At 61.6% G+C, this 21909-nt stretch carries 22 protein-coding genes; 17 read left to right on the forward strand and 5 right to left on the reverse strand.

Annotated features, from left to right (window positions below; translation table 11 throughout):
* Positions 1 to 37: 37 nt before the first annotated feature.
* The 3 genes from treR to treC all read left to right on the forward strand — a co-directional run bounded on the left by treR (position 38) and on the right by treC (position 4270).
* Entirely contained in the window at positions 38 to 985 is a 948-nt protein-coding gene (gene treR / locus AAIE04_RS22435) for a trehalose operon repressor TreR (RefSeq protein WP_019453303.1), read from the forward strand.
* Positions 986 to 1122: 137 nt separating this feature from the next.
* A complete protein-coding gene (treB, locus tag AAIE04_RS22440; protein ID WP_487738796.1) occupies positions 1123 to 2538 on the forward strand; it encodes a PTS trehalose transporter subunit IIBC in 1416 nt (471 codons plus the stop codon).
* A 67-nt stretch (positions 2539 to 2605) separates the two neighbouring features.
* Entirely contained in the window at positions 2606 to 4270 is a 1665-nt protein-coding gene (gene treC, locus AAIE04_RS22445; RefSeq protein WP_498577706.1) for an alpha,alpha-phosphotrehalase, read from the forward strand.
* Between the two features lie 28 nt (positions 4271 to 4298).
* Here the strand turns inward: treC and AAIE04_RS22450 are convergent, their stop codons facing one another.
* Positions 4299 to 4823, reverse strand: coding sequence for an NAD(P)H-dependent oxidoreductase (locus AAIE04_RS22450; protein ID WP_498577707.1), 525 nt, complete (start codon positions 4821 to 4823; stop codon positions 4299 to 4301).
* 105 nt (positions 4824 to 4928) lie between these two features.
* Here AAIE04_RS22450 and AAIE04_RS22455 point away from each other — a divergent pair, with 105 nt between their 5' ends.
* The 3 genes from AAIE04_RS22455 to nrdG all read left to right on the forward strand — a co-directional run bounded on the left by AAIE04_RS22455 (position 4929) and on the right by nrdG (position 8859).
* Complete coding sequence (locus tag AAIE04_RS22455) at positions 4929 to 5843, forward strand: LysR family transcriptional regulator (RefSeq protein WP_171453233.1); 915 nt, start codon at positions 4929 to 4931, stop codon at positions 5841 to 5843.
* A gap of 244 nt (positions 5844 to 6087) precedes the next feature.
* On the forward strand, positions 6088 to 8226 hold the full coding sequence (nrdD, locus tag AAIE04_RS22460; protein WP_498577708.1) for an anaerobic ribonucleoside-triphosphate reductase: 2139 nt from the start codon (positions 6088 to 6090) through the stop codon (positions 8224 to 8226).
* 168 nt (positions 8227 to 8394) lie between these two features.
* Positions 8395 to 8859, forward strand: coding sequence for an anaerobic ribonucleoside-triphosphate reductase-activating protein (gene nrdG, locus AAIE04_RS22465; protein WP_498577709.1), 465 nt, complete (start codon positions 8395 to 8397; stop codon positions 8857 to 8859).
* 207 nt (positions 8860 to 9066) lie between these two features.
* On the opposite strand, the gene AAIE04_RS22470 is transcribed toward nrdG, so the two are convergent.
* The 3 genes from AAIE04_RS22470 to AAIE04_RS22480 all read right to left on the reverse strand — a co-directional run bounded on the left by AAIE04_RS22470 (position 9067) and on the right by AAIE04_RS22480 (position 12764).
* Positions 9067 to 10164 carry a hypothetical protein gene (locus AAIE04_RS22470; protein WP_498577710.1) on the reverse strand — a complete coding sequence of 366 codons (1098 nt, stop codon included), beginning with the start codon at positions 10162 to 10164 and terminating at the stop codon, positions 9067 to 9069.
* Between the two features lie 151 nt (positions 10165 to 10315).
* Positions 10316 to 11425 (reverse strand): hypothetical protein, encoded by a 1110-nt coding sequence (locus tag AAIE04_RS22475; RefSeq protein WP_498577711.1) that lies wholly within the window; start codon positions 11423 to 11425, stop codon positions 10316 to 10318.
* A gap of 283 nt (positions 11426 to 11708) precedes the next feature.
* Positions 11709 to 12764: a permease gene (locus tag AAIE04_RS22480; RefSeq protein WP_498577712.1), complete on the reverse strand. Its 1056-nt coding sequence runs from the start codon at positions 12762 to 12764 to the stop codon at positions 11709 to 11711.
* Between the two features lie 227 nt (positions 12765 to 12991).
* Here AAIE04_RS22480 and phnF point away from each other — a divergent pair, with 227 nt between their 5' ends.
* Genes phnF through phnP form a run of 11 tightly spaced genes read left to right on the forward strand, consistent with a single transcriptional unit; the run spans position 12992 to position 21295 of the window.
* Positions 12992 to 13720 carry a phosphonate metabolism transcriptional regulator PhnF gene (gene phnF, locus AAIE04_RS22485; RefSeq protein ID WP_015376439.1) on the forward strand — a complete coding sequence of 243 codons (729 nt, stop codon included), beginning with the start codon at positions 12992 to 12994 and terminating at the stop codon, positions 13718 to 13720.
* Entirely contained in the window at positions 13721 to 14164 is a 444-nt protein-coding gene (phnG, locus tag AAIE04_RS22490) for a phosphonate C-P lyase system protein PhnG (RefSeq protein ID WP_016929298.1), read from the forward strand.
* Between the two features lie 3 nt (positions 14165 to 14167).
* Positions 14168 to 14749: a phosphonate C-P lyase system protein PhnH gene (gene phnH / locus AAIE04_RS22495; protein WP_498577713.1), complete on the forward strand. Its 582-nt coding sequence runs from the start codon at positions 14168 to 14170 to the stop codon at positions 14747 to 14749.
* The gene (locus tag AAIE04_RS22500; RefSeq protein WP_498577714.1) at positions 14749 to 15834 is read left to right on the forward strand and encodes a carbon-phosphorus lyase complex subunit; all 1086 of its coding nucleotides are present in this window, start codon (positions 14749 to 14751) and stop codon (positions 15832 to 15834) included. The genes phnH and AAIE04_RS22500 overlap by 1 nt, the downstream gene beginning before the upstream one ends.
* Positions 15827 to 16687 carry an alpha-D-ribose 1-methylphosphonate 5-phosphate C-P-lyase PhnJ gene (locus AAIE04_RS22505; RefSeq protein WP_498577715.1) on the forward strand — a complete coding sequence of 287 codons (861 nt, stop codon included), beginning with the start codon at positions 15827 to 15829 and terminating at the stop codon, positions 16685 to 16687. Before AAIE04_RS22500 ends, AAIE04_RS22505 begins: the two co-directional genes overlap by 8 nt.
* Positions 16687 to 17475, forward strand: a complete 789-nt coding sequence (phnK, locus tag AAIE04_RS22510) for a phosphonate C-P lyase system protein PhnK (RefSeq protein WP_019453318.1) — start codon at positions 16687 to 16689, stop codon at positions 17473 to 17475. The genes AAIE04_RS22505 and phnK overlap by 1 nt, the downstream gene beginning before the upstream one ends.
* 16 nt (positions 17476 to 17491) lie before the next feature.
* Positions 17492 to 18196, forward strand: coding sequence for a phosphonate C-P lyase system protein PhnL (phnL, locus tag AAIE04_RS22515; protein ID WP_019453319.1), 705 nt, complete (start codon positions 17492 to 17494; stop codon positions 18194 to 18196).
* Positions 18196 to 19332, forward strand: a complete 1137-nt coding sequence (gene phnM / locus AAIE04_RS22520; protein ID WP_435958009.1) for an alpha-D-ribose 1-methylphosphonate 5-triphosphate diphosphatase — start codon at positions 18196 to 18198, stop codon at positions 19330 to 19332. Before phnL ends, phnM begins: the two co-directional genes overlap by 1 nt.
* Positions 19332 to 19901: a ribose 1,5-bisphosphokinase gene (phnN, locus tag AAIE04_RS22525; protein ID WP_019453320.1), complete on the forward strand. Its 570-nt coding sequence runs from the start codon at positions 19332 to 19334 to the stop codon at positions 19899 to 19901. Before phnM ends, phnN begins: the two co-directional genes overlap by 1 nt.
* Positions 19898 to 20500 (forward strand): DapH/DapD/GlmU-related protein, encoded by a 603-nt coding sequence (locus AAIE04_RS22530; RefSeq protein WP_015376431.1) that lies wholly within the window; start codon positions 19898 to 19900, stop codon positions 20498 to 20500. Before phnN ends, AAIE04_RS22530 begins: the two co-directional genes overlap by 4 nt.
* A 12-nt stretch (positions 20501 to 20512) precedes the next feature.
* A complete protein-coding gene (gene phnP, locus AAIE04_RS22535) occupies positions 20513 to 21295 on the forward strand; it encodes a phosphonate metabolism protein PhnP (protein ID WP_019453321.1) in 783 nt (260 codons plus the stop codon).
* On the opposite strand, the gene AAIE04_RS22540 is transcribed toward phnP, so the two are convergent.
* Positions 21252 to 21884: an NAD(P)H-binding protein gene (locus AAIE04_RS22540; protein ID WP_198635740.1), complete on the reverse strand. Its 633-nt coding sequence runs from the start codon at positions 21882 to 21884 to the stop codon at positions 21252 to 21254. The two genes, phnP and AAIE04_RS22540, sit on opposite strands and share 44 nt — an antisense overlap.
* Positions 21885 to 21909 lie beyond the last annotated feature (25 nt).

Consider the following 21909-nt stretch of genomic DNA (forward strand, 5'->3'; position numbering starts at 1 on the left):
TCAATTTACGCCTTACAACCTAAACGACAAGTAAACCATGCAAAACCGGCTGACCATCAAGGACATCGCACGCCTGAGCGGCGTAGGCAAATCCACCGTCTCACGCGTGCTGAACAATGAAGGCAGCGTGAGCCCGCAAACCCGTGAACGGGTGGAAGCGGTGATCCGTCAGCAAGGGTTTACCCCCTCCAAGTCGGCGCGCGCCATGCGCGGCCAGAGCGACAAGGTGGTGGGCATCATCGTTTCCCGTCTCGATTCGCCGTCGGAGAACCAGGCGGTGCGCACCATGCTGCCGCTGCTGTACCAGCAGGGCTTCGATCCGATCGTGATGGAGAGCCAGTTCGAAACCCGCCTGGTGCAGGAGCACCTGCACGTGCTGCACCAGCGCAACGTCGACGGGGTGATCCTGTTCGGCTTCACCGGCCTGACCGCGGCGATGCTCAAACCGTGGCAGGAAAAAATGGTGGTGATGGTGCGCGAATACGACGGCTTCTCGTCCGTCTGCTACGACGACGCCGGCGCGGTGAACCTGCTGATGGATCGTCTGTACCGGCAGGGGCATCGGCATATCGGCTATCTGGGGGTGCAGCTCAGCGACGCCACCACCGGCCAGCGCCGCTACCAGGCCTATCTCGACGCCTGTGAACGCCTCAAGCTCACGCCGCGCGCCACGCTGGGCGAGCTGAGTTACCAGAGCGGTTTCCAGCACGCCGCCGAAGTGATCGATGCGCACACCAGCGCGCTGATCTGCGCCTCCGACAGCATCGCCCTCGGCGCGATCAAATACCTGCAGCAACAGCCGGCGCGCGCCATTCAGGTGTGCGCCATCGGCAACACCCCGCTGCTCAGCTTCCTGTTCCCCGATACCCTGTCTGTCGAGTTCGGCTACGGCAGCGCCGGCCTGCTGGCCGCGCAGCAGCTGCTGGCGCAGCTCAGCGGTGAACAGGGGATCCGCCGCCTGGTGGTGCCCAGTAAACTTTCCTGACGATCTGCTTGGAAGTTGACCATTTTTTGTCATTTTGTGATCCTCGCCCCAAACCGGGAACGTTCCCATTTCATTCAAAAAGCCGAGTGGCTAAGCTTTGATCATTACTCAGTCAACACCTCTGCAGGTATCCCATAATGAGCAAAGTAAAACAGCAGGATATTGATCGCCTGATTGTTTTGGTCGGCGGCCGCGAGAATATCGCCACCGTCAGCCATTGCATTACCCGGCTGCGTTTCGTCCTCAATGACCCCAGCAAGGCCAGCCCAAAGGAAATCGAAGAGCTGCCGATGGTCAAAGGCTGCTTCACCAACGCCGGGCAGTTCCAGGTGGTGATCGGCACCGACGTCGGCGACTACTATCAGGCGCTGATCGCCAGCACCGGCGTCAACGAGTCCGACAAGGAACAGGCCAAGGTGGCGGCACGCCAGAACATGACCTGGACCGAGCGCACCATCTCCCACTTCGCCGAGATCTTCTTCCCGCTGCTGCCGGCGCTGATCAGCGGCGGTCTGATCCTCGGCTTCCGCAACGTGATCGGCGACATCCCGATGTCCGGCGGCCAAACGCTGGCGCAGATGCACCCGGCGTGGAAGACCGTTTACGACTTCCTGTGGCTGCTGGGTGAAGCGATCTTCATGTTCCTGCCGGTGGCCATCTGTTGGTCGACGGTGAAAAAGATGGGCGGCACGCCGGTGCTCGGCATCGTGCTGGGCGTGACCCTGGTGTCGCCGCAGCTGATGAACTCCTACCTGCTCGGCCAGCAAACGCCGGAAGTGTGGAACTTCGGCTGGTTCGTGATCCAGAAAGTGGGCTATCAGGCGCAGGTGATCCCGTCGATCCTGGCGGGGATGGCGCTGGGCTGGATCGAAACCCGGCTGAAAAAGATCGTCCCCGACTATCTCTATCTGGTGGTGGTGCCGGTGGTCTCGCTGCTGCTGGCGGTGTTCCTGGCGCACGCGCTGATCGGGCCGTTCGGCCGCATGATCGGCGACGGCGTCGCCTGGGCGGTGAAAGCGGTGATGACCGGCAGCTTCGCGCCGGTGGGCGCCGCGCTGTTCGGCTTCCTGTATGCGCCGCTGGTGATCACCGGCGTGCACCAGACCACGCTGGCCATCGACATGCAGATGATCCAGAGCATGGGCGGCACCCCGGTATGGCCGTTGATTGCGCTGTCCAACATCGCGCAGGCTTCGGCGGTGCTCGGCATCATCATCATCAGCCGCAAGGCCAACGAGCGTGAAATCTCGGTGCCGGCGGCGATCTCCGCCTATCTCGGCGTGACCGAACCGGCGATGTACGGCATCAACCTCAAATACCGCTTCCCGATGCTGTGCGCGATGATCGGCTCCGCAATCGCCGGCCTTATCTGCGGCCTGGATGGCGTGATGGCCAACGGCATCGGCGTCGGCGGCCTGCCGGGCATCCTGTCTATCAAACCGCAGTTCTGGCTGATTTACTCGCTGGCAATTCTGGTGGCGATCGTCATCCCGCTGGTGCTGACCATCATGGTCTACAAACGCAAGGCCGCCCGCGGCGAGCTGCCGGTTTAATTGACGCAACATGAATGTAGGAGCCTGCTCGCGCAGGCTCGTTGTCACGATTCAAAGGTATACAGCTATGAGCAACCCAATCCCCTGGTGGCAGAACGGCGTCATCTACCAAATTTATCCGAAGAGTTTTCAGGACAGCACCGGCAACGGCTACGGCGATTTGGCCGGCGTGACGCGGCGGCTGGACTATCTGCATGAACTGGGCGTCGACGCCATCTGGCTGACGCCGGTCTACGTATCGCCACAGGTGGACAATGGCTATGACGTGGCGGACTACTGCGCCATCGATCCGGCTTACGGCACCATGGCGGACTTCGAGCAGCTGGTCGCCGCTGCCCACCGGCGCGGTATCCGCATCGTGATGGACATGGTGTTCAACCACACCTCGACCGAGCATCCGTGGTTCAAGGCCGCGCAGGATCGCCACAGCCCGTATCGCCAGTTCTACGTCTGGCGCGACGGCGAGGGGGATACGCCGCCGAACAACTGGCGTTCCAAATTTGGCGGCAACGCCTGGCAGTGGCACGCCGACAGCGGCCAGTACTACCTGCACCTGTTCGCCGCCGAGCAGGCGGATCTCAACTGGGAACACCCGCCGGTGCGCGAAGAGCTGAAGAAAGTGTGTCAGTTCTGGGCGGACAAAGGCGTCGACGGCCTGCGCCTCGACGTGATCAACCTGGTGTCCAAACAGCAGGACTTCCCGTCCGACAGCCAGGGCGACGGCCGCCGCTTCTACACCGACGGCCCGCGCATCCACGAGTTCCTGCAGGAGATGAGCCGCGACGTGTTCCAGCCGCGCGGCCTGATGACGGTCGGCGAGATGTCCTCCACCACGCTCGAGCATTGCCAGCAATACGCGGCGCAGAGCGGCGAAGAGCTGTCGATGACCTTCAACTTCCACCACCTGAAGGTGGACTACGCCGGCGGCGAAAAATGGACGCGGGCGGCGCCGGATTATGTGGAGCTGAAGCAGATCTTCCGCCACTGGCAGCAAGGAATGCACAACCGCGCCTGGAACGCGCTGTTCTGGTGCAACCACGATCAGCCGCGCATCGTGTCGCGCTTCGGCGATGAAGGCGCACTGCGGCTGCCGGCCGCCAAAATGCTGGCGATGGTGCTGCACGGCATGCAGGGCACGCCTTATATCTACCAGGGTGAAGAGATCGGCATGACCAACCCCGGCTTCCGCGCCATTGAACAGTATCGCGACGTGGAAAGCCTGAACATGTACGCCGAACTGAGCGCTCAGGGCCGCAGCGATGCCGAACTGCTGGCGATCCTGGCCGACAAATCGCGCGACAACGGCCGCACGCCGATGCAATGGAGCGCCGCGCCGCACGCCGGTTTCACCACCGGCACGCCGTGGATCGGCTGCGCCGAGAACTACCCGCAGATCAACGCCGAAGCGGCGCTGGCCGACCTCGACTCGGTGTTTTACGCCTACCGCCAGCTGATCACCCTGCGCAAGCAGTACCCGCTGCTGACCCACGGCGACTATCAGGATCTGGCGCCGGAACACCCGGCGCTGTGGTGCTATCAGCGCAGCTGGAACGGCCAGCGCCTGCTGGTGGTGGCCAACCTGAGCCGCGAGCCGCAGGCCTGGACGGCGGCGGGCGTGGAGCCTTCCGCCCAGTGGCGCCCGCTGATGAGCAATTACAGCGACTCGGCAGACCAGCCGCAGGCGCTGACGCTACGGCCGTTCGAAGCGGTGTGGTGGCTGCTCGAAGACTAACCCCGCAGGGCGCGGCGAGCGCTGCGCCCTACAATTTCCCCAGCAGTGCCACCACCCCGGCGGCCTCTTGTGTCAGGCGCTCATCGCTCATGTCGAATACGCCCTGCACCAGATGCGGCGGCAGATAATCCATGCCGGTCAGGTTGGCCACGGCGTGGAACGGCAGCAGCAGATCCTGCACCGGATAACGATTGTACCCTTCCGCCGTATAGGCCTGCGCGTTGCCGCCGGTGCTCACCACCAGCTGCAGCGGTTTGCCGTGCAGTTGGGTGCCTTCGCTGCCGTAGGCGAAACCGTAGGTTAATACCGCATCCTGCCACTCGCTGAGGATCGCCGGCGAGCTGTACCAATAAAACGGGAACAACATCACTACCGCATCATGGCTCTGCAGCAGTTCCTGCTCGCGCGCCACGTCGATGCGGTAATCCGGGTAAGCGCGGATCAGTTCGTGAACGGTAACGTTGGGCAACGGGCTCAGCGCCGCGATCAGCGCTTTGTTGATGCGCGACTCGTCGGGGGTGCGGTGGGCGGTTAACACTAAAATGCGCGACATAACGATTCCTCGGTCATAAGAAGATGAGGGCATTTTTCCATTTCTGCCGCTTCGGGTGTAGGCTGTTAAAGGTCACTTCAATTTCAACCAAAAGTATCAACCACTATGTCGCTGCCCTTTGACGTGCACCGCCTGCTGCCGGCCTTCCTCGCCGCCGCACAGGCGCAAAATTTCTCCGCCGCCGCTCGCCAGCTGGGCGTGACGCCGGCGGCGGTCAGCAAAAACATCCGCGCGCTGGAAGAGAAGCTGGCGCTGCGGCTGTTTCAGCGCAACACCCACAATGTGCTGCTGACCGACGAGGGCAAAGCGCTGCTGGCGCAGGTGGCGCCGCTGTGGCAGGCGTTGGCGGCCACGCTGGAGAGCGCCGGCGGCGAGCGGCAGGCGCCGGCCGGGGTGGTGCGCGTCAGCATGATCCCCGGCTTCGGCCGCCAGATGCTGATGCCGTTGATCCCGCAATTTCTGGCGCGCTATCCGCAGATCGACCTCGATCTGTCGCTGGACGCCCGGGTGGTGAACCTGGTAGGCGAAGGCTTCGACGTCGGCATCGGCAGCCGGGTCGATCCCGACAGCCGGCTGGTGGCCCGCCCGCTCTACCCGATGCACATGGTGCTGGCGGCCTCGCCCGACTATCTGGCGCGGCGCGGTGAGCCGCAAACGCCGCACGATCTGCTGCGCCACGACTGCCTGCTGCACCGCAACCCGGGCAACGGCCGCCACGTCAAATGGCAGCTGCGCCATCAGGGCGAAACGCTGGCGCTGGATCTGAACGGCCGGCTGGTGGTGAGCCGGCCGGAGATGTTGCTGGATGCGGCGCTGGCCGGGCTCGGCATCGTCAACCTGGCGCGCTGGTACGTTGAAAAGCACTTCGAGCAAGGCACGCTGCGGCCGGTGCTGGCGCAATGCTGGCCGCGCCCGGTGCAGCTGTGGCTCTATTACGCCTCGGCGGATCTGCCGCCGCGGGTACGCGTCTGGGTCGACTTTCTGCTGGAACATTTTCGCGATCGGCCAACGGGCGATTGACGTCTGTTCAGCTTGCGCACGCTCTTCCGTTTTCCTTGTTCTACATCAAAAGAATCGCGCCAATATCTATATATAGTGCATTAAGAATTGCGAACACCTATATATAGTAGTTATCCACAAAATCATCCACACGTCGCCACAGCCCTTGCGCGCTGCGGCTTTGCCCTGTGGATAAGCGAAATTTGACGGTTGCTCGCCGCGTCAGGCGGGTATGAACGCTCCCTCGGGGAACAAGGAGTACAACGTGAAACCAGTAGTGATTAAGCGGGACGGTTGCCAGGTACCTTTTGACGAAGCGCGCATCGCGCAGGCCATCGAGCGCGCCGCGCTGGCGGTGGGCGTGGTCGACGCCGACTACTGCGCCACCGTCGCCCGCGTGGTCGCTCAGCGCATGGAGCAGCAGCCGCGCGTCGATATCCACGAGATCCAGCAGGCGGTGGAAAACCAGCTGATGGCCGGCGAGTACAAACAGCTGGCGCGCGCCTATATCGAATACCGCCACGATCGCGACGTGGCGCGCGAGCTGCGCGGCCGCCTGAACCAGGAGATTCGCGGCCTGGTCGAGCAAAGCAACCGCGCGCTGCTGAACGAGAACGCCAACAAGGACAGCAAGGTGATCCCCACCCAGCGCGACCTGCTGGCGGGCATCGTCGCCAAACACTACGCCAAGCAGCACATCCTGCCGCGCGACGTGGTGCTGGCCCATGAACGCGGCGAAATTCACTACCACGATCTCGACTACTCGCCGTTCTTCCCGATGTTCAACTGCATGCTGATCGATCTGAAAGGCATGCTGACCAACGGCTTCAAGATGGGCAACGCCGAAATCGAGCCGCCGAAGTCGATCTCCACCGCCACCGCCGTGACCGCGCAGATCATCGCCCAGGTCGCCAGCCATATCTATGGCGGCACCACCATCAACCGCATCGATGAAATTCTGGCGCCGTTCGTCGACGAGAGCTTCCGCAAACACCTGCAGGTGGCGGAAGAATGGCAGATCCCGGACGCCAAAGGCTATGCCATGGCGCGCACCGAGAAAGAGTGTTACGACGCCTTCCAGTCGCTGGAATACGAGGTTAACACCCTGCACACCGCCAACGGCCAGACGCCGTTCGTCACCTTCGGCTTCGGCCTCGGCACCAGCTGGGAGTCGCGCCTGATCCAACGCTCAATCCTGAAAAACCGCATCGCCGGGCTGGGCAAAAACCGCAAGACCGCCGTGTTCCCCAAACTGGTGTTCGCCATCCGCGACGGCCTCAACCACCAGTACGGCGATCCGAACTACGACATCAAGCAGTTGGCGCTGGAGTGCGCCAGCAAGCGCATGTACCCGGACATCCTCAACTACGATCAGGTGGTGAAGGTCACCGGCTCGTTCAAAACGCCGATGGGCTGCCGCAGCTTCCTTGGCACCTACGAGCAGGACGGCGAGCTGGTGCACGACGGCCGCAACAACATCGGCGTCATCAGCCTCAACCTGCCGCGCATCGCGCTGGAGGCGATGGGCGATGAATCGCGCTTCTGGACGCTGCTGGATCAGCGCCTGCAGCTGGCGAAAAAGGCGCTGATGACGCGCATCGCCCGGCTGGAAGGCATCAAGGCGCGGGTGGCGCCAATCTTGTACATGGAAGGCGCCTGCGGCGTGCGGCTCAAAGCCGACGACAACATCGCCGATATCTTCAAGAATGGCCGCGCTTCAATTTCGCTGGGCTACATCGGCCTGCACGAGACCATCAACGCGCTGTTCGGCGGCGAAAACCACGTGTATGACGACGGAGCGCTGCGCGCCAAAGCGGTGGCGATCGTCGCGCGGCTGCGCGCCGCCGTCGACGCCTGGAAGGAGGAGACCGGCTACGGCTTCAGCCTCTACAGTACGCCGAGCGAGAACCTGTGCGATCGCTTCTGCCGGCTGGACACCGCCGATTTCGGCGTGGTGCCAGGCGTCACCGACAAGGGCTATTACACCAACAGCTTCCACCTCGACGTGGAGAAGAAGGTCAATCCGTACGACAAGCTGGACTTCGAAGCGCCCTACCCGCCGTTGGCCAGCGGTGGCTTCATCTGCTACGGCGAATACCCGAACCTGCAGCACAACCTGAAGGCGCTGGAAGACGTGTGGGACTACAGCTACAGCCGGGTGCCTTACTACGGCACCAACACGCCGATCGACGAGTGCTACGAGTGCGGCTTCACCGGTGAATTCTCCTGCACCAGCAAAGGCTTCACCTGCCCGAAATGCGGCAACCACGACTCGGCCAAGGTCTCGGTCACCCGTCGGGTGTGCGGCTATCTCGGCAGCCCCGATGCCCGGCCGTTCAACGCCGGCAAGCAGGAAGAGGTGAAACGCCGGGTAAAACACCTCGGTAATGGGCAGCTCGGCTGAAAAGCGCCGTACAGTCTATGCAGAAGCCTGTTCATCAGGCGTGATTGTCGCCGCCAGTTTGCCTTCGGCCAGCGCGCACCAACCGCAGCGTACACGCAGTACGTGAGGATTGGGAGCACTGCCCGGAGGCAAGATGGCCAGTAAAATAGCCTGATGGGCAGGCCTCACATGAATTATCACCAGTATTACCCGATCGACGTAGTCAACGGCCCCGGCACCCGCTGCACGCTATTTGTCGCCGGCTGCGTGCACCAGTGCCCCGGCTGCTACAACAAAAGCACCTGGCGGCTCAACTCCGGCCAGCCGTTTACCCCGGAGTTGGAAGACCGCATCATCACCGATCTGAACGATACGCGCGTGCCGCGCCAGGGGCTGTCGCTCTCCGGCGGCGATCCGCTGCATCCGGCCAACGTGCCGAGCATCTTAACGCTGGTGAAACGGGTGCGCGCCGAGTGCTCCGGCAAGGATATCTGGCTGTGGACCGGCTACCGGCTGGCGGAGCTGGACGCGCAGCAAATGCAGGTAGTAGACAGAATCAACGTGCTGATCGACGGCAAGTTCGTGCAGGATTTGAAAGACCCAGCGCTGATTTGGCGCGGCAGCAGCAACCAGGTGGTGCATAGGTTGCGATGAGCTGGCGGTACGTGTCTCGACACGTGTTAATCCAAAGTAGGCCTGGCACAGCTGCGGCTACGGCTACGGCTACGGCTACGGCTACGGCTACGGCTACGGCACAGAACTAAACCTGATCTGATAGGCGGCTTTGTGCCAATTACAGACTTTGGCGTAAATTTATATGTATGTTTATCAATCTATGAGGCTAGTCGGTCAAATCGATAACTATTTAGTATTTTTATCAAGATAGATTTTTACTTCACCTTCCCAAAGCCCATAATCTTTTACCTGCACACCGATAAAGACAGTAAAGAAATCTTTATCTAAAATGTCACTGACCACATAAAAATCCTCTATTCGATCAATACACTCAAGAGTGGTTTGTCTTTCCACCGGAAAATGGTTTTCTGGGCCTAAAGCCGAATGATAAATCACTTCAAGTTTTAAAATCCGCTCAAGCCAAATAGTGCACTTGAACAAATTATAATATTCAGAAAGGTTTACTCCAACTTCAGGTTGTCCGTAAACTTCTCCTTTCTGCGTTGATAAGCAGATCATGAGATGCTGTGATAGTCTATCTATACCTGAAATGATCTTAATATCACCATTTTCAATAAGAAGATCACCAGTATCGTCTAAAGCCAAATCACTCCCAAGGTTACGACCACTAATTCGTTTTGTTCTTGGTGATACTTTTAACTCTAAAAATAGGCCAGTAGATGTGAAAACCATTCTAGGGGGAATTGTGAGTAAACGGGCATCACTAAGTGATTCCGAAATTATACATTTCCCTTCATAAGTAAGATCGTCGAAGCAATTTATCACATTTAAAATGTCAAACTTATCACCAGAAATGTATTCATCAATTTTTATATTCCATGTAGTGGGTTCAACTGATAATAATTCTCCAGTAAAAATCAATTGACTACCTAACCTAAACAATTCGGATATGGCTTCTTTCGGTAGCTTTAGATGTTCATGTTGAATCTTACGTTCATGTTCCTCTTTCATTTGAAATAATACTTCGGGAGTGAATATTACTTCATCTCTATCAATCATTACAGAATGGGTTACGCATAACCAAATACCATTAGTGATATCGGAACGTTCTTCAGAGGTCATATCACTTTTGTATCGCCTGCCGCCAGGAGCTGCAGCATAAATATGAGAAGCAACGCCGGTGTTATTCACCGCAGATCTAGACTCATTACTGGGTCCACATGTAATCTGGGCACAGCCTGTAAAAGAACATCTAAAATTCGCTCTTGCAGCTAAAGCTTGCTTAGTCTTGGAAGAAAAATCATCTCTGTTTTCTTTGCCCATCTTTCCTTTCTCATCACACTGTCAATCTAAATGAAATCGTTATACAACAACCAACCGCCCCTGTCTGCACCTTGCTCACAACGGACCTGATAGCCACGCAGCCTATCGGCTGCGAGCCAAGAGCGGACATTACAAACATCATTAGATCACCTTATGATTTATCTTCAGCTTCTTGGATCAGCTTTAAAAGTAGTTTCATATCTAGACAAATATATCCGTATGTAAAGCTTGTCTCGACGACATTTTTTGTAGATTTGCGCAGATCAGAATGTACATGATCAGGGCCGTAAGGTACTTTGTGATGATCGGCTGAATCGACCCTAGACAACTGTTTTCCTTCAGGGGTCATTATTATATAGGCATAATTCGATGGAGATTGGTGTCTAATTACTACGGTGACCCCCGACGTTCTTCGGGCGGTTACAGTTTCCCCTACAACTTTCATGATAGTGCACTTGAAATTTACTTTAAGTATTTCGCAGGTCTGCTCAAGCATTTCTTCAGTAGTCAGTGGACGCATATTTGAGAACATAACTGTTCCACCCAAATGATTCGAGAGATAGTTGAGAAGAATTGATTGCTTCTGAGATTCCTCTTCGTGTGTCAAACACAGCTGCATACCAATCATCATGCCTGACTTCCCCCAAACAGTACTGGTCGCCATGCGATCGGTTTTTTCACCACAAACCAAGCACTTTCCACCAGAGGACAGCCATATAGCTTGATCTACAGCAGTATTCTTAAGCCGCCCTCCCAGCAGACCATCGAATAATCTCGAGTCAGATTTCCTTTTTTCGTACCACGGATTATAACGTTGTACATACCCCGTATCATCAATGAGCTTTGAAAAGCTGGCATCATCTACTGGAGTGAGTCTGATTCCGTGTTGCTCGAGATAAACACCAATATGGCCAAACCAGAAAAGGTCTTTTGATTTCAAAAAATAAATTCTGGCTGCTGGAAAGCGGACAGTTGGTGCATACATTGCATTTACATGAAAAGTACCTGCGCTGATATAAACATGTACATTCGTTGCTCCTTGCATCATCCAAAGTAATATTTCTTTGCTCGAAACTTCAATTGCCAAAACTGGATTTTCTTTTCTCAGTATATTGCCACCAAAGCATTGAATAACATTATCCGTTGCAGTTCCACTTAATTTAAAATTGATGCAGTCAGTAATTACATCATTAAGTCTCAAAGTTTCATCCTTTATTATTTCAAATGGGGCTGCGCCTAAGTATACCGGCCACTGATACACCAATACCACCTTGTTACCAGATAGTTTTTTACACCGCAAGGGAGGCATGTCCATTCCTCGCTCAAAGCCGACCAACAGCGCCCCTAGACACTGTAAGTCCAGCTGTGAGCTAGCGCAGCTCAACACCCTCGTCGATAGCGCCCCCGGATCTTCGCTTTGAATAAAGCCATTCGTTTTCCTGCCTCCGAATGGCTTAGATAAATCGCTGTGCCGGTGCTTAAACGTTCAAAGGCGCCATCTCCTCCCTTGAGACAGCATCGAACCACTCATCAGCAACGGTAAGTTACACCAACCCCATCCCCACCACGCCGGTCAGCACGCCGCACAGCGCTACCAGCGCCGCCGTCAGGCACAACGCCCGGGCGGAGAAGGCTTTGTTGAGCATCAGCAGCGAAGGCAGGCTGACCGCCGGCAGGGTCATCAGCAGCGCCAGCGCCGGGCCGGCGCCCATGCCCGCCAGCATCATGGTCTGTACGATCGGGATTTCTGCTGCGGTGGGGATAACGAACAGGCAGCCGACGATCGCCAGGCCGATGATCCACAGCAGGCTATTGTCGACGGCGCCGTCGGCGTGCGGGAACAGCCAGACGCGCGCCGCCCCCAGCGCCAGTACCGCCAGCACGTAGATCGGGATGGTCGACCAAAACAGCGCCCACAGCGCTTTGCCCCAGCGGGCGAGGAACGGCTGCTCGTCGTTCTGCGCCGTCATCAGCGGCGGCTGCGGCGCGGCGGGCTGCGGATCGTTGGCGGTCACGCGCTGCACCAGCCAGGCGATGCCCAGCACCATCACCACGCCCGCCACCAGACGGATGGCGGCGAACGGCCAACCGAGCACAAATCCCATAAACACCAGCGTCGCCGGGTTCAATACCGGGTTGGCGAGCCAAAAGGCCAGCGCGGCGCCGCTGGATACCGACTGGCGGCGCATGCCGGCGGCAACCGGTGCGGCGCAGCAGGTGCACATCATGCCCGGCAGTGCGATCAGCGCCCCCAGCACGGTGCCGGAAAAACGCCGGTGGCCGAGCGTGCGCGCCAGCCAGTCGCGCGGGATCAGCACCTGCACCAGCGAACCTAACAGCACCCCGAGCAGCGCCGCCTTCCATACCGCGGTGAAGTAGACCAGCGCGTACTGCCAGGCCGCCAGCCAGGGGCTCGCGGCGCCGTCGGCCAGGATAGATTTGCCGATCGAGTGGCTGTCCGCCGCCACGAACGCCTTGCCGTAGTAAGGCTGCCATTTGACGTAGTAGAGGCCAACGGCCACCACCAGCAGAAACAGGATCGGTTTCCACAGCGGCCAGGCGCGTGGGGCGTGTTCAGGGGCGTTCAGAGGTTGCGGCATGGTAGCGGCCAGAGTCAGTCAACAAAGGTGCCAGCATAGCGCGCCGCCGCCGCCCGTGCACGCCCGGGCTGTCCTAAATAGTTCATCTGTTCGCCACCGACGCGTAACGCGATTGTCATCTGCGCCCGTCACCATGATGCCGACGAGAAAACCACAGGGTAGACGCCCGATGAAACGCACCGCTTCCGCCTTCATCGCACCGCCATCGGCATGACGAGGTTTTTATTATGATGGAGTTATCTAGACATCCGACCACTTACCCCACCCGCTATCAGCAGATCGCCGCGCAGCTGGAACAGGAGCTGCGCACGCAGTACCGCTGCGGCGACTACCTGCCTTCGGAACAGCAGCTGGCCGAACGTTATCAGGTCAATCGCCACACCCTGCGCCGCGCGGTGGATCAGCTGGTAGAGCGCGGCTGGCTGCAGCGCCGCCACGGCGTCGGCATTCTGGTGCTGATGCGGCCTTACGACTACCCGCTGCACGCCAACACCCGCTTCAGCCAGAACCTATTCGAGCAGGGCAGCCACCCCACCAGTGAGCGCTTACTCGCTGTCTTGCGCCCGTGCAATGGGCATGTCGCCAGCGCGCTCTCGCGTGAAGAAGGCGAAATGGTGATCCACCTGCGCACCCTGCGCCGGGTCAACGGCGTGCCGATGAGCGTGATCGACCATTATCTGCCCGATCTGGACTGGTGGCCGGCGCTGCAGCAGTTCCACAGCGGTTCGCTGCACCAGTTTATCGAACAGCACCTCCAGCAGCCGCTGACCCGCCGCCAGACACGCATCAGCGCGCGCCGCGCGCAGGCCAAAGAGAGCCGGCTGCTGGAGATCGCCACCCACGCGCCGCTGCTGTGCGTGCGCACCCTTAACGTCCGCAGCGGCGGCGAAGACGTGGCGGAATACTCCGTCAGCCTGGCCCGCGCCGACATGATTGAACTGACGATGGAGCACTGAATGCACGCCTTAGAGTCGAGACAACGCTGGATGTCGGTGCTGGCGCACAGCCGGCCCGAGCAGCTGCGCAGCCACTGGCAGGCACTGAACCTCAGCCCGGGTTACCGCAGCATCCGCGCGCCGGAGATCGGCCTGGCCCAGCTGCAGGGGCGCATGGGCGCCACCGGCCGCCGCTTCGTGCTGGGGGACATGACGGTCACCCGCGCGGTGGTGCAACTGGACAACGGCGGCTATGGCTACAGCTATATCGCCGGGCGCGACAAGGCGCACGCCGAGCTGTGCGCGCTGGCCGATGCGCTGCTGCAACAGCCGGAACACGGCGAACGCCTGCAACAACAGCTGATCGCGCCGCTGGCCGCGCTGCAGCACGAACAGCGCCAGCTGCGCGCCCGGGCGATCGCCGCCAGCCGGGTGGACTTCTTTACGCTGGTGCGAGGGGATTAAGCCATGAGTTTATTGACCGGTTTTGAACAACCGATAGACCAATCGCAGCACGCTTTCCGTTTGATTCTTAAAGCCTTGAGCGAACCGGGCCACCGGGTGACGCTGCCGAACGGCCCGGCCTGGGCGCCGCTGAACGCCGCCAGCACCGCCGCGCTGCTGACGCTGGCCGATCAGGAAACGCCGCTGCAGCTGTGCGCTGCACTCAATAGTGAGCAAGTGCTAACCAACATTCGTTTTCACAGCGGCGCGCCGCTGGCCGCCACGGCGCAGGAGGTCTGCTTTGCCCTGTTCGATAAGCACCTGCAGGCCACCGATCTGCAGGCGCTGCCGCACGGCACTGAAATCTCGCCGGAATGCGGCGCCACGGTGGTGGTGCAGCTCGCCGAGCTGGAGAACGGCGCCGCGCTGCGCCTGACCGGCCCCGGCATCGAGAATCATCGCCTGATTGCGCCGCGCCTGCCGCCGGCGCTGCTGGATTATCTGGTCAACCGTCCGCAGCGCTTCCCGCTGGGGCTGGATATTTTGCTGACCTGCGGCGATCGCCTGCTGGCGATCCCGCGGACCACCCGCGTGGAGGTGTGCTGATGTACGTAGCGGTAAAAGGGGGCGAAAAAGCCATTGAGGCCGCCCATCAGCTGCAGGAACAGCTGCGGCGCGGCGACGAGGCGCTGCCGGCGATCGGCGCGGAACAAATCGAACAGCAGCTGGGGCTGGCGGTGGATCGGGTGATGACCGAAGGCGGCATCTACGATCGCGAGCTGGCGGCGCTGGCCATCAAACAGGCCAGCGGCGATCTGGTGGAGGCGATTTTCCTGCTGCGCGCCTATCGCACCACCCTGCCGCGCCTGGCGGTCAGCGAGCCACTGGCCAGCAAAACCATGCGGCTGGAGCGGCGCATCTCGGCGGTTTACAAGGACTTGCCCGGCGGGCAGGTGCTGGGGCCGACCTACGACTACACCCACCGACTGCTGGACTTCGCGCTGCTGGCGGAAGGCGAAGCGCCGCGTGCGCCGCAGGCCGACGAACCGCTGCCGGACAACTGCAGCCACGTGTTCGATCTGTTGTGTCGCCAGCAGCTGGCGCGCGAAGAGCAGGACGACGGCAGCACACCGGACGACATCACCCGCAACCCGCCGGTTTACCCCTGCTCGCGCTCGGCGCGCCTGCAGCAGCTGGTGCGCGGCGACGAAGGCTTCCTGCTGGCGCTCGGCTACGCCACCCAGCGCGGCTACGGCCGCAACCACCCGTTCGCCGGCGAGATCCGCACCGGCCACGTTTCGGTGGAGATCGTGCCTGAAGAGCTCGGCTTCGCCATCGATATCGGCGAGATCCTGCTGACCGAGTGCGAAATGGTCAACGGCTTCGTCGATCCCAAGGACCACCCGCCGCACTTCACCCGCGGTTACGGGCTGGTGTTCGGCCGCGCCGAACGCAAGGCGATGGCGATGGCGCTGGTGGACCGCGCGTTGCAGAGCCCCGACTACGGCGAAGGCGTCGCCGGCCCGGCGCAGGACGAAGAGTTCGTGCTGGCCCACGCCGACAACGTCGAGGCCGCCGGCTTCGTCTCCCATCTCAAGCTGCCGCACTACGTCGACTTCCAAGCCGAACTGGAGCTGCTCAAGCGGCTGCGACAGGAATACAGCGAGCGTCAGGAGGCCCGCGATGAGTGAAGTATTGACCGGCTATAACCTCGGTTATCTGGACGAGCAGACCAAGCGCATGATCCGCCGCGCCATCCTGAAGGCGGTGGCGATCCCCGGCTATCAGGTGCCGTTCGGCGGCCGCGAGATGCCGATGCCCTACGGCTGGGGCACCGGCGGCATTCAGCTCACCGCCAGCGTCATCGGCCGCGCCGACGTGTTGAAGGTGATCGACCAGGGCGCCGACGACACCACCAACGCGGTGTCGATCCGCCGCTTCTTCCAGCGCGTCGCCGGGGTGGAAACCACCGAGCGCACGCCGGAGGCTACGCTAATCCAGACCCGTCACCGAATTCCGGAAACCGCGCTGCGCGAAGACCAGATCCTGATCTATCAGGTGCCGATCCCGGAGCCGCTGCGCTTTATCGAACCGCGCGAAACCGAGACCCGCAAAATGCACGCGCTGGAGGAGTACGGCGTGATGCAGGTGAAGCTGTATGAGGACATCGCGCGCTACGGCCACATCGCCACCACCTACGCCTACCCGGTGAAGGTCAACGATCGCTACGTGATGGATCCGTCACCGATCCCAAAATTCGACAACCCGAAAATGCACATGATGCCGGCGCTGCAGCTGTTCGGCGCCGGGCGCGAAAAACGCATCTACGCCCTGCCGCCATTCACCAAGGTGGAGAGCCTGGACTTCGACGATCATCCGTTCAGCGTACAGCAGTGGGACGAACCCTGCGCGCTGTGCGGCTCGCGCCACAGCTACCTGGACGAGGTGGTGCTCGACGATCGGGGCAACCGCATGTGCGTCTGTTCGGACACCGACTACTGCCGGCAGCAGCTGGCGCAATCTTCGCAAGAGGCGCAGCACTGATGACTTCCACCCCTTTGAGCACCACCCCGCTGCTGTCGGTGAACCAGCTCACCCACCTGTACGCCCCCGGCAAGGGCTTCAGCGACGTGTCGTTCGACATCTACCCCGGTGAAGTGCTGGGCATCGTCGGCGAATCCGGCTCCGGCAAAACCACGCTGCTGAAATCGATCTCGGCGCGGCTGGCGCCGCAGCACGGGCAGATCCTTTACCGCCCTCAGGCGGACCAGGAACACGATCTGTACGCCATGGCGGAGAGCGATCGCCGCCGCCTGCTGCGCACCGACTGGGGCGTGGTGCATCAGCATCCTCTCGACGGGCTGCGGCCGCAGGTCTCCGCCGGCGGCAACATCGGCGAGCGGCTGATGGCCATCGGCCAGCGCCACTATGGCGACATTCGCCGCCAGGCCGGCCAGTGGCTGGAGGACGTCGAGATCCCGCTGTCGCGCCTCGACGATCTGCCGACCACCTTCTCCGGCGGCATGCAGCAGCGGCTGCAGATCGCCCGCAATCTGGTCACCCACCCCAAGCTGGTGTTTATGGATGAGCCGACCGGCGGGCTGGACGTGTCGGTGCAGGCGCGCCTGCTCGATCTGCTGCGCAATCTGGTGGTGGAGATGCAGCTGGCGGCGGTGATCGTCACCCACGATCTCGGCGTGGCGCGGCTGCTGGCCCACCGCCTGCTGGTGATGAAACAGGGCGAAGTGGTGGAGAGCGGCCTGACCGACCGGGTGCTGGACGATCCGCACCATCCTTATACCCAGCTGCTGGTTTCTTCGGTGCTGTCGTAACCCAAGGCGATAACAGATGACTATGCAAATTCGAGTTGAACATCTCAGTAAAACCTTTGTGCTGCATCAGCAGTACGGCACCCGTCTGCCGGTGCTGCACGACGCCAACCTGACGGTCCACGGCGGCGAATGCGTGGTGCTGCACGGCCACTCCGGCAGCGGCAAATCCACCCTGCTGCGCTCGCTGTACGCCAACTACCTGCCGGACAGCGGCCATATCTGGATCAACCATCAGGGCGACTGGCTGGACATGGTCAGTGCCGACGCGCGCCAGATTCTGGCGGTGCGCCGCCATACGCTGGGCTGGGTCAGCCAGTTCCTGCGGGTGATCCCACGCATCAGCGCGCTGGAGGTGGTGATGCAACCCTTGCTGGAACAGGGCGTCGAGCGCGCCGAGTGCCGTGAACGCGCCGAAGCGCTGCTCGCTGCGCTCAACGTGCCGCAGCGCCTGTGGCCGCTGGCGCCGTCCACCTTCTCCGGCGGCGAGCAGCAGCGGGTGAACATCGCGCGCGGCTTTATCGTCGATTACCCGATCCTGTTGCTGGACGAACCGACCGCCTCGCTCGACAGCCGCAACAGCGCGGCGGTGGTGCAGCTTATCGAACGCGCCAAGGCGCGCGGCGCGGCGATCGTCGGCATTTTTCACGATGAAGGCGTCCGCCGACAGGTCGCCGACCGGCTTTATGACATGCAGGCGCCGCAGGCGCTGGAGGCCCTCTGATGATCGTCAATAACGTTAAGCTGGTGCTGGATGACCAGGTGGTGCAAGGCTCGCTGGAGATGCAGGACGGCGTGATCCGCAGCTTCGCCAACGGCCCAAGCCGGCTGCCGCAGGCGCTGGACGGCGACGGCGGCTGGCTGCTGCCGGGGCTGATCGAGCTGCATACCGACAACCTGGACAAGTTCTTCACCCCGCGCCCGAACGTCGACTGGCCGGCCCATTCGGCGATGAGCAGCCACGACGCGCTGATGGTGGCCAACGGCATCACCACGGTGCTGGACGCGGTGGCGATCGGCGACGTGCGCGACGGCGGCCACCGGCTGGAAAACCTGCAGAAGATGATCGACGCGGTGATCCACAGCCAGCGCGCCGGGGTGAACCGCGCCGAGCATCGGCTGCACCTGCGCTGCGAGCTGCCGCACGAGAGCACGCTGCCGCTGTTCGAACAGCTGATGGACAAGCCGGGCGTGTCGCTGGTGTCGCTGATGGACCATTCGCCGGGCCAGCGCCAGTTCGCCTCACGCGAAAAATACCGCGAATATTATCAGGGCAAATACCACCTCAACGACCAGCAGATGAGCGAGTACGAGGAGCAGCAGGTCGCCCTGTCCGCCCGCTGGGCCGCACCGAACCGCGAAGCGATCGCCGCCCACTGCCGCGCGCGCCGCATCTCGCTGGCCAGCCATGACGACGCCACCGCCGCGCACGTGGCCGAATCCTGCGCGCTGGGCAGCGCCATTGCCGAGTTCCCCACCACCGAGGCGGCCGCCCGCGCCTCGCACCAGCAGGGCCTGCAGGTGCTGATGGGCGCGCCGAACATCGTGCGCGGCGGTTCCCACTCCGGCAACGTGGCGGCGCACCACCTGGCGGCGCTGGGCGTGCTGGATATTCTCTCTTCCGATTATTACCCGGCCAGCCTGCTGGACGCGGCGTTTCGCCTCGCGGCGGACGAGCGCAACGCCTACGATCTGCCCCAGGCGGTGCGTATGATCACCCGCAACCCGGCGCGGGCGCTGGATCTGCAGGATCGCGGCACCCTCGCCGAAGGATTGCGGGCGGATCTGGTGCTGGCGCGGCCGCACGGCGAGCACGTTTACGTGCAGAACGTGTGGCGTCAGGGCAGGCAGGTGTTCTGATGGCGCGGCTCATCTATCTGATGGGGCCTTCCGGCGCAGGCAAGGACAGCCTGCTGGCCGCGCTGCGGGCCGACGCCGACCGCGCGCCGCTGGTGGCGCACCGCTATATCACCCGGCCGGCGGACGCCGGCTGCGAGAATCATATCGCGCTGAGCGAACCGGAATTTCTGCGCCGCCGCGCCAAGGGGCTGTTCGCGCTCGACTGGCAGGCCCACCAGCAGCGCTACGCGTTTGGGATCGAGGTGGATCTTTGGCTGCTGCAGGGGATCGACGTGGCGGTCAACGGTTCACGCGCCCACCTGCCGCAGGCACAGCAGCGCTATGGGGCGCAGCTGCTGCCGGTGTGCCTGCAGGTCAGCGCCGCGATCCTGCGCCAGCGCCTGCAGGATCGCGGGCGAGAAGGCGCCGAGCAGATCGAGCAGCGGCTGGCGCGGGCGGCGGAATATCAGCAGAGTCTGCCCGCCGGCTGCCGGGTGCTGCACAACGACGGCCCACTCGACGACACCCTGGCGGCGCTGCTGGCGCTGCTGCCGACCCCTACCCGACAAACTCAGGACGCGACGCCATGAACGACTTCGCCCAGCCGAAAATCGGCGACAACGTGACCCTTAACCGCACCCGGCTCGGCCAATATGTGCACCTGGCCGACGATGCGATCCTGGAGGAGGTGGAGATGGGGGACTACTCCTACACCGCCGGGCACAACCAGATCTTTTACGCCACTATCGGCAAGTTCGTCTCCATCGCCTCCTATGCGCGCATCAATCCCGGCAACCACCCGACCTACCAGCGCATCGCGCAGCACCACTTCACCTACCGCGCTTCCGAATACGGGCTGGGGGAAGACGACGCGGCGTTCTTCGACTGGCGTCGCGAGCACCACGTCACCGTCGGCCACGACGTCTGGATCGGCCATAACGCCATCCTGATGCCGGGCGTCAGCGTCGGCAACGGCGCAGTGATCGGCAGCGCGGCGGTAGTCACCAAGGACGTGGAGCCCTACAGCATCGTCGCCGGCGTGGCGGCCAAAAAGATCGGCATGCGCTTTGACGACGCGTTGATAGAACGCATCGAACGCAGCCAGTGGTGGCACTGGGATCACGCTACGCTGCAGGCACGGCTGGCGGATTTTCGCGACATCAACCGCTTTGCGCAGAAGTACCTTTAACGGAGGGGAGCGATGCAACTGACTTTTCTCGGCACCGGCGGCGCGCAGCAGGTGCCGGTGTTCGGCTGCGACTGCCCTATCTGCCAACGGGCGCGGCGCGAGCCGGCATTTCGGCGGCGAGCGTGCAGCGCCATGCTCAACTATCAGGGGGAAACGACCTTATTGGATGCGGGATTGCCGGCTTTGGAGCGGCGATTTTCGGCGGGGCAAATTCAACGTTTTTTACTGACACATTACCACATGGATCACGTTCAGGGGTTATTTCCTTTGCGTTGGGGGTGCGGAAATTCCATTCCGGTATATGGCCCGCCGGATGAACAGGGCTGCGACGATCTGTTCAAACACCCCGGCATTCTGGCGTTTCAGCCGCCGCTGGCGCCCTTCGCCACCGTCGAGCTGGGCGGCATGCGCATCACCCCGCTGCCGCTGCAACACTCCAAACTGACCCACGGCTATCTGATCCAGGCGGCGGGCGCTTCACTGGCCTACCTGACCGACACCGTCGGCCTGCCGCCGGCCACCGCCGACTATCTGCAGAACGTGGCGCTGGATCTGCTGGTGCTCGATTGCAGCCTGCCGCCTCAGCCGCAGGCGCCGCGCAACCACAACGATCTGACCCGCGCGCAGGAGACGCAGCGCTTGCTGCAGCCCAAACGCACGCTGCTGACGCACATCAGCCACCATCTCGATCTGTGGCTACTGGACCACGAACTGCCCGCCGGGCTGGAGCTGGCGTTCGATCACCTCAGTGTCAGCCTCGGTAGCAGTGCAGCCGATCCGACTCCAGCACCCTGACCCCTTCACCCGGCGTGAACGCCTGTTGCAGCAGCGTTTGCGCCACGTCTTTGGCGGCGACCGCCCGCCATTTGCCGGGCAGCAGCCTGAACAGCGGCAGCGTGAGGCGCTCCATCAGGCGCGGCGCAGGGCGATCCCCCACCAGCATGGAAGGCCGCACCAGCGTCAGGCGCGGCCAGTGCTGTTCGCGCAGCGCCTGCTCCATCTCGCCTTTGGTGCGGTTATATAAGAAGGTGGAATCCGCGTTGGCGCCCAACGCGCTCACCACCAGACAGTGCTGCGCCCCCAACCGGCGGCCGGTCAGCGCGCTCTCCACCACCAACTGGTAATCGACGTAGCGGAAGGCATCGGCGCTGCCCGCTGCCTGGCGGGTGGTGCCCAGGCAGCAGAACACCAAATCGACCGGCTGTTGCAGGCTACTCAGCAACTCGAACAGCGCGTCGCCGACCGGATTGGTCAGCTTGCCGTGCGGCGGCAGCGGCGTACGCGTCGGCGCCACGATGGCCGTTATCTGCGGATCGCTTTGCAACCGCTGCAGTAACTCTCGCCCCACCAGCCCGGTTGCGCCGACTAACAGTGCTCGCGCCATGCAATCTCCCGTTGTAATCAATACG

Source organism: Serratia sp. Ae19-1, assembly GCF_059801225.1.

Bases quoted from the DNA above. Each gene is read 5' to 3' on its own strand.
- treB (WP_487738796.1), top strand. From the start codon at position 1,123: ATGAGCAAAGTAAAACAGCAGGATATTGATCGCCTGATTGTTTTGGTC.
- treC (WP_498577706.1), top strand. From the start codon at position 2,606: ATGAGCAACCCAATCCCCTGGTGGCAGAACGGCGTCATCTACCAAATT.
- nrdG (WP_498577709.1), top strand. From the start codon at position 8,395: ATGAATTATCACCAGTATTACCCGATCGACGTAGTCAACGGCCCCGGC.
- AAIE04_RS22450 (WP_498577707.1), bottom strand. From the start codon at position 4,823: ATGTCGCGCATTTTAGTGTTAACCGCCCACCGCACCCCCGACGAGTCG.
- phnH (WP_498577713.1), top strand. From the start codon at position 14,168: ATGAGTTTATTGACCGGTTTTGAACAACCGATAGACCAATCGCAGCAC.
- phnK (WP_019453318.1), top strand. From the start codon at position 16,687: ATGACTTCCACCCCTTTGAGCACCACCCCGCTGCTGTCGGTGAACCAG.
- AAIE04_RS22480 (WP_498577712.1), bottom strand. From the start codon at position 12,764: ATGCCGCAACCTCTGAACGCCCCTGAACACGCCCCACGCGCCTGGCCG.
- phnM (WP_435958009.1), top strand. From the start codon at position 18,196: ATGATCGTCAATAACGTTAAGCTGGTGCTGGATGACCAGGTGGTGCAA.
- phnG (WP_016929298.1), top strand. From the start codon at position 13,721: ATGCACGCCTTAGAGTCGAGACAACGCTGGATGTCGGTGCTGGCGCAC.
- AAIE04_RS22540 (WP_198635740.1), bottom strand. From the start codon at position 21,884: ATGGCGCGAGCACTGTTAGTCGGCGCAACCGGGCTGGTGGGGCGAGAG.
- AAIE04_RS22455 (WP_171453233.1), top strand. From the start codon at position 4,929: ATGTCGCTGCCCTTTGACGTGCACCGCCTGCTGCCGGCCTTCCTCGCC.
- treR (WP_019453303.1), top strand. From the start codon at position 38: ATGCAAAACCGGCTGACCATCAAGGACATCGCACGCCTGAGCGGCGTA.
- AAIE04_RS22505 (WP_498577715.1), top strand. From the start codon at position 15,827: ATGAGTGAAGTATTGACCGGCTATAACCTCGGTTATCTGGACGAGCAG.
- AAIE04_RS22530 (WP_015376431.1), top strand. From the start codon at position 19,898: ATGAACGACTTCGCCCAGCCGAAAATCGGCGACAACGTGACCCTTAAC.
- AAIE04_RS22500 (WP_498577714.1), top strand. From the start codon at position 14,749: ATGTACGTAGCGGTAAAAGGGGGCGAAAAAGCCATTGAGGCCGCCCAT.
- phnP (WP_019453321.1), top strand. From the start codon at position 20,513: ATGCAACTGACTTTTCTCGGCACCGGCGGCGCGCAGCAGGTGCCGGTG.
- phnL (WP_019453319.1), top strand. From the start codon at position 17,492: ATGACTATGCAAATTCGAGTTGAACATCTCAGTAAAACCTTTGTGCTG.
- phnN (WP_019453320.1), top strand. From the start codon at position 19,332: ATGGCGCGGCTCATCTATCTGATGGGGCCTTCCGGCGCAGGCAAGGAC.
- phnF (WP_015376439.1), top strand. From the start codon at position 12,992: ATGATGGAGTTATCTAGACATCCGACCACTTACCCCACCCGCTATCAG.
- AAIE04_RS22470 (WP_498577710.1), bottom strand. From the start codon at position 10,164: ATGGGCAAAGAAAACAGAGATGATTTTTCTTCCAAGACTAAGCAAGCT.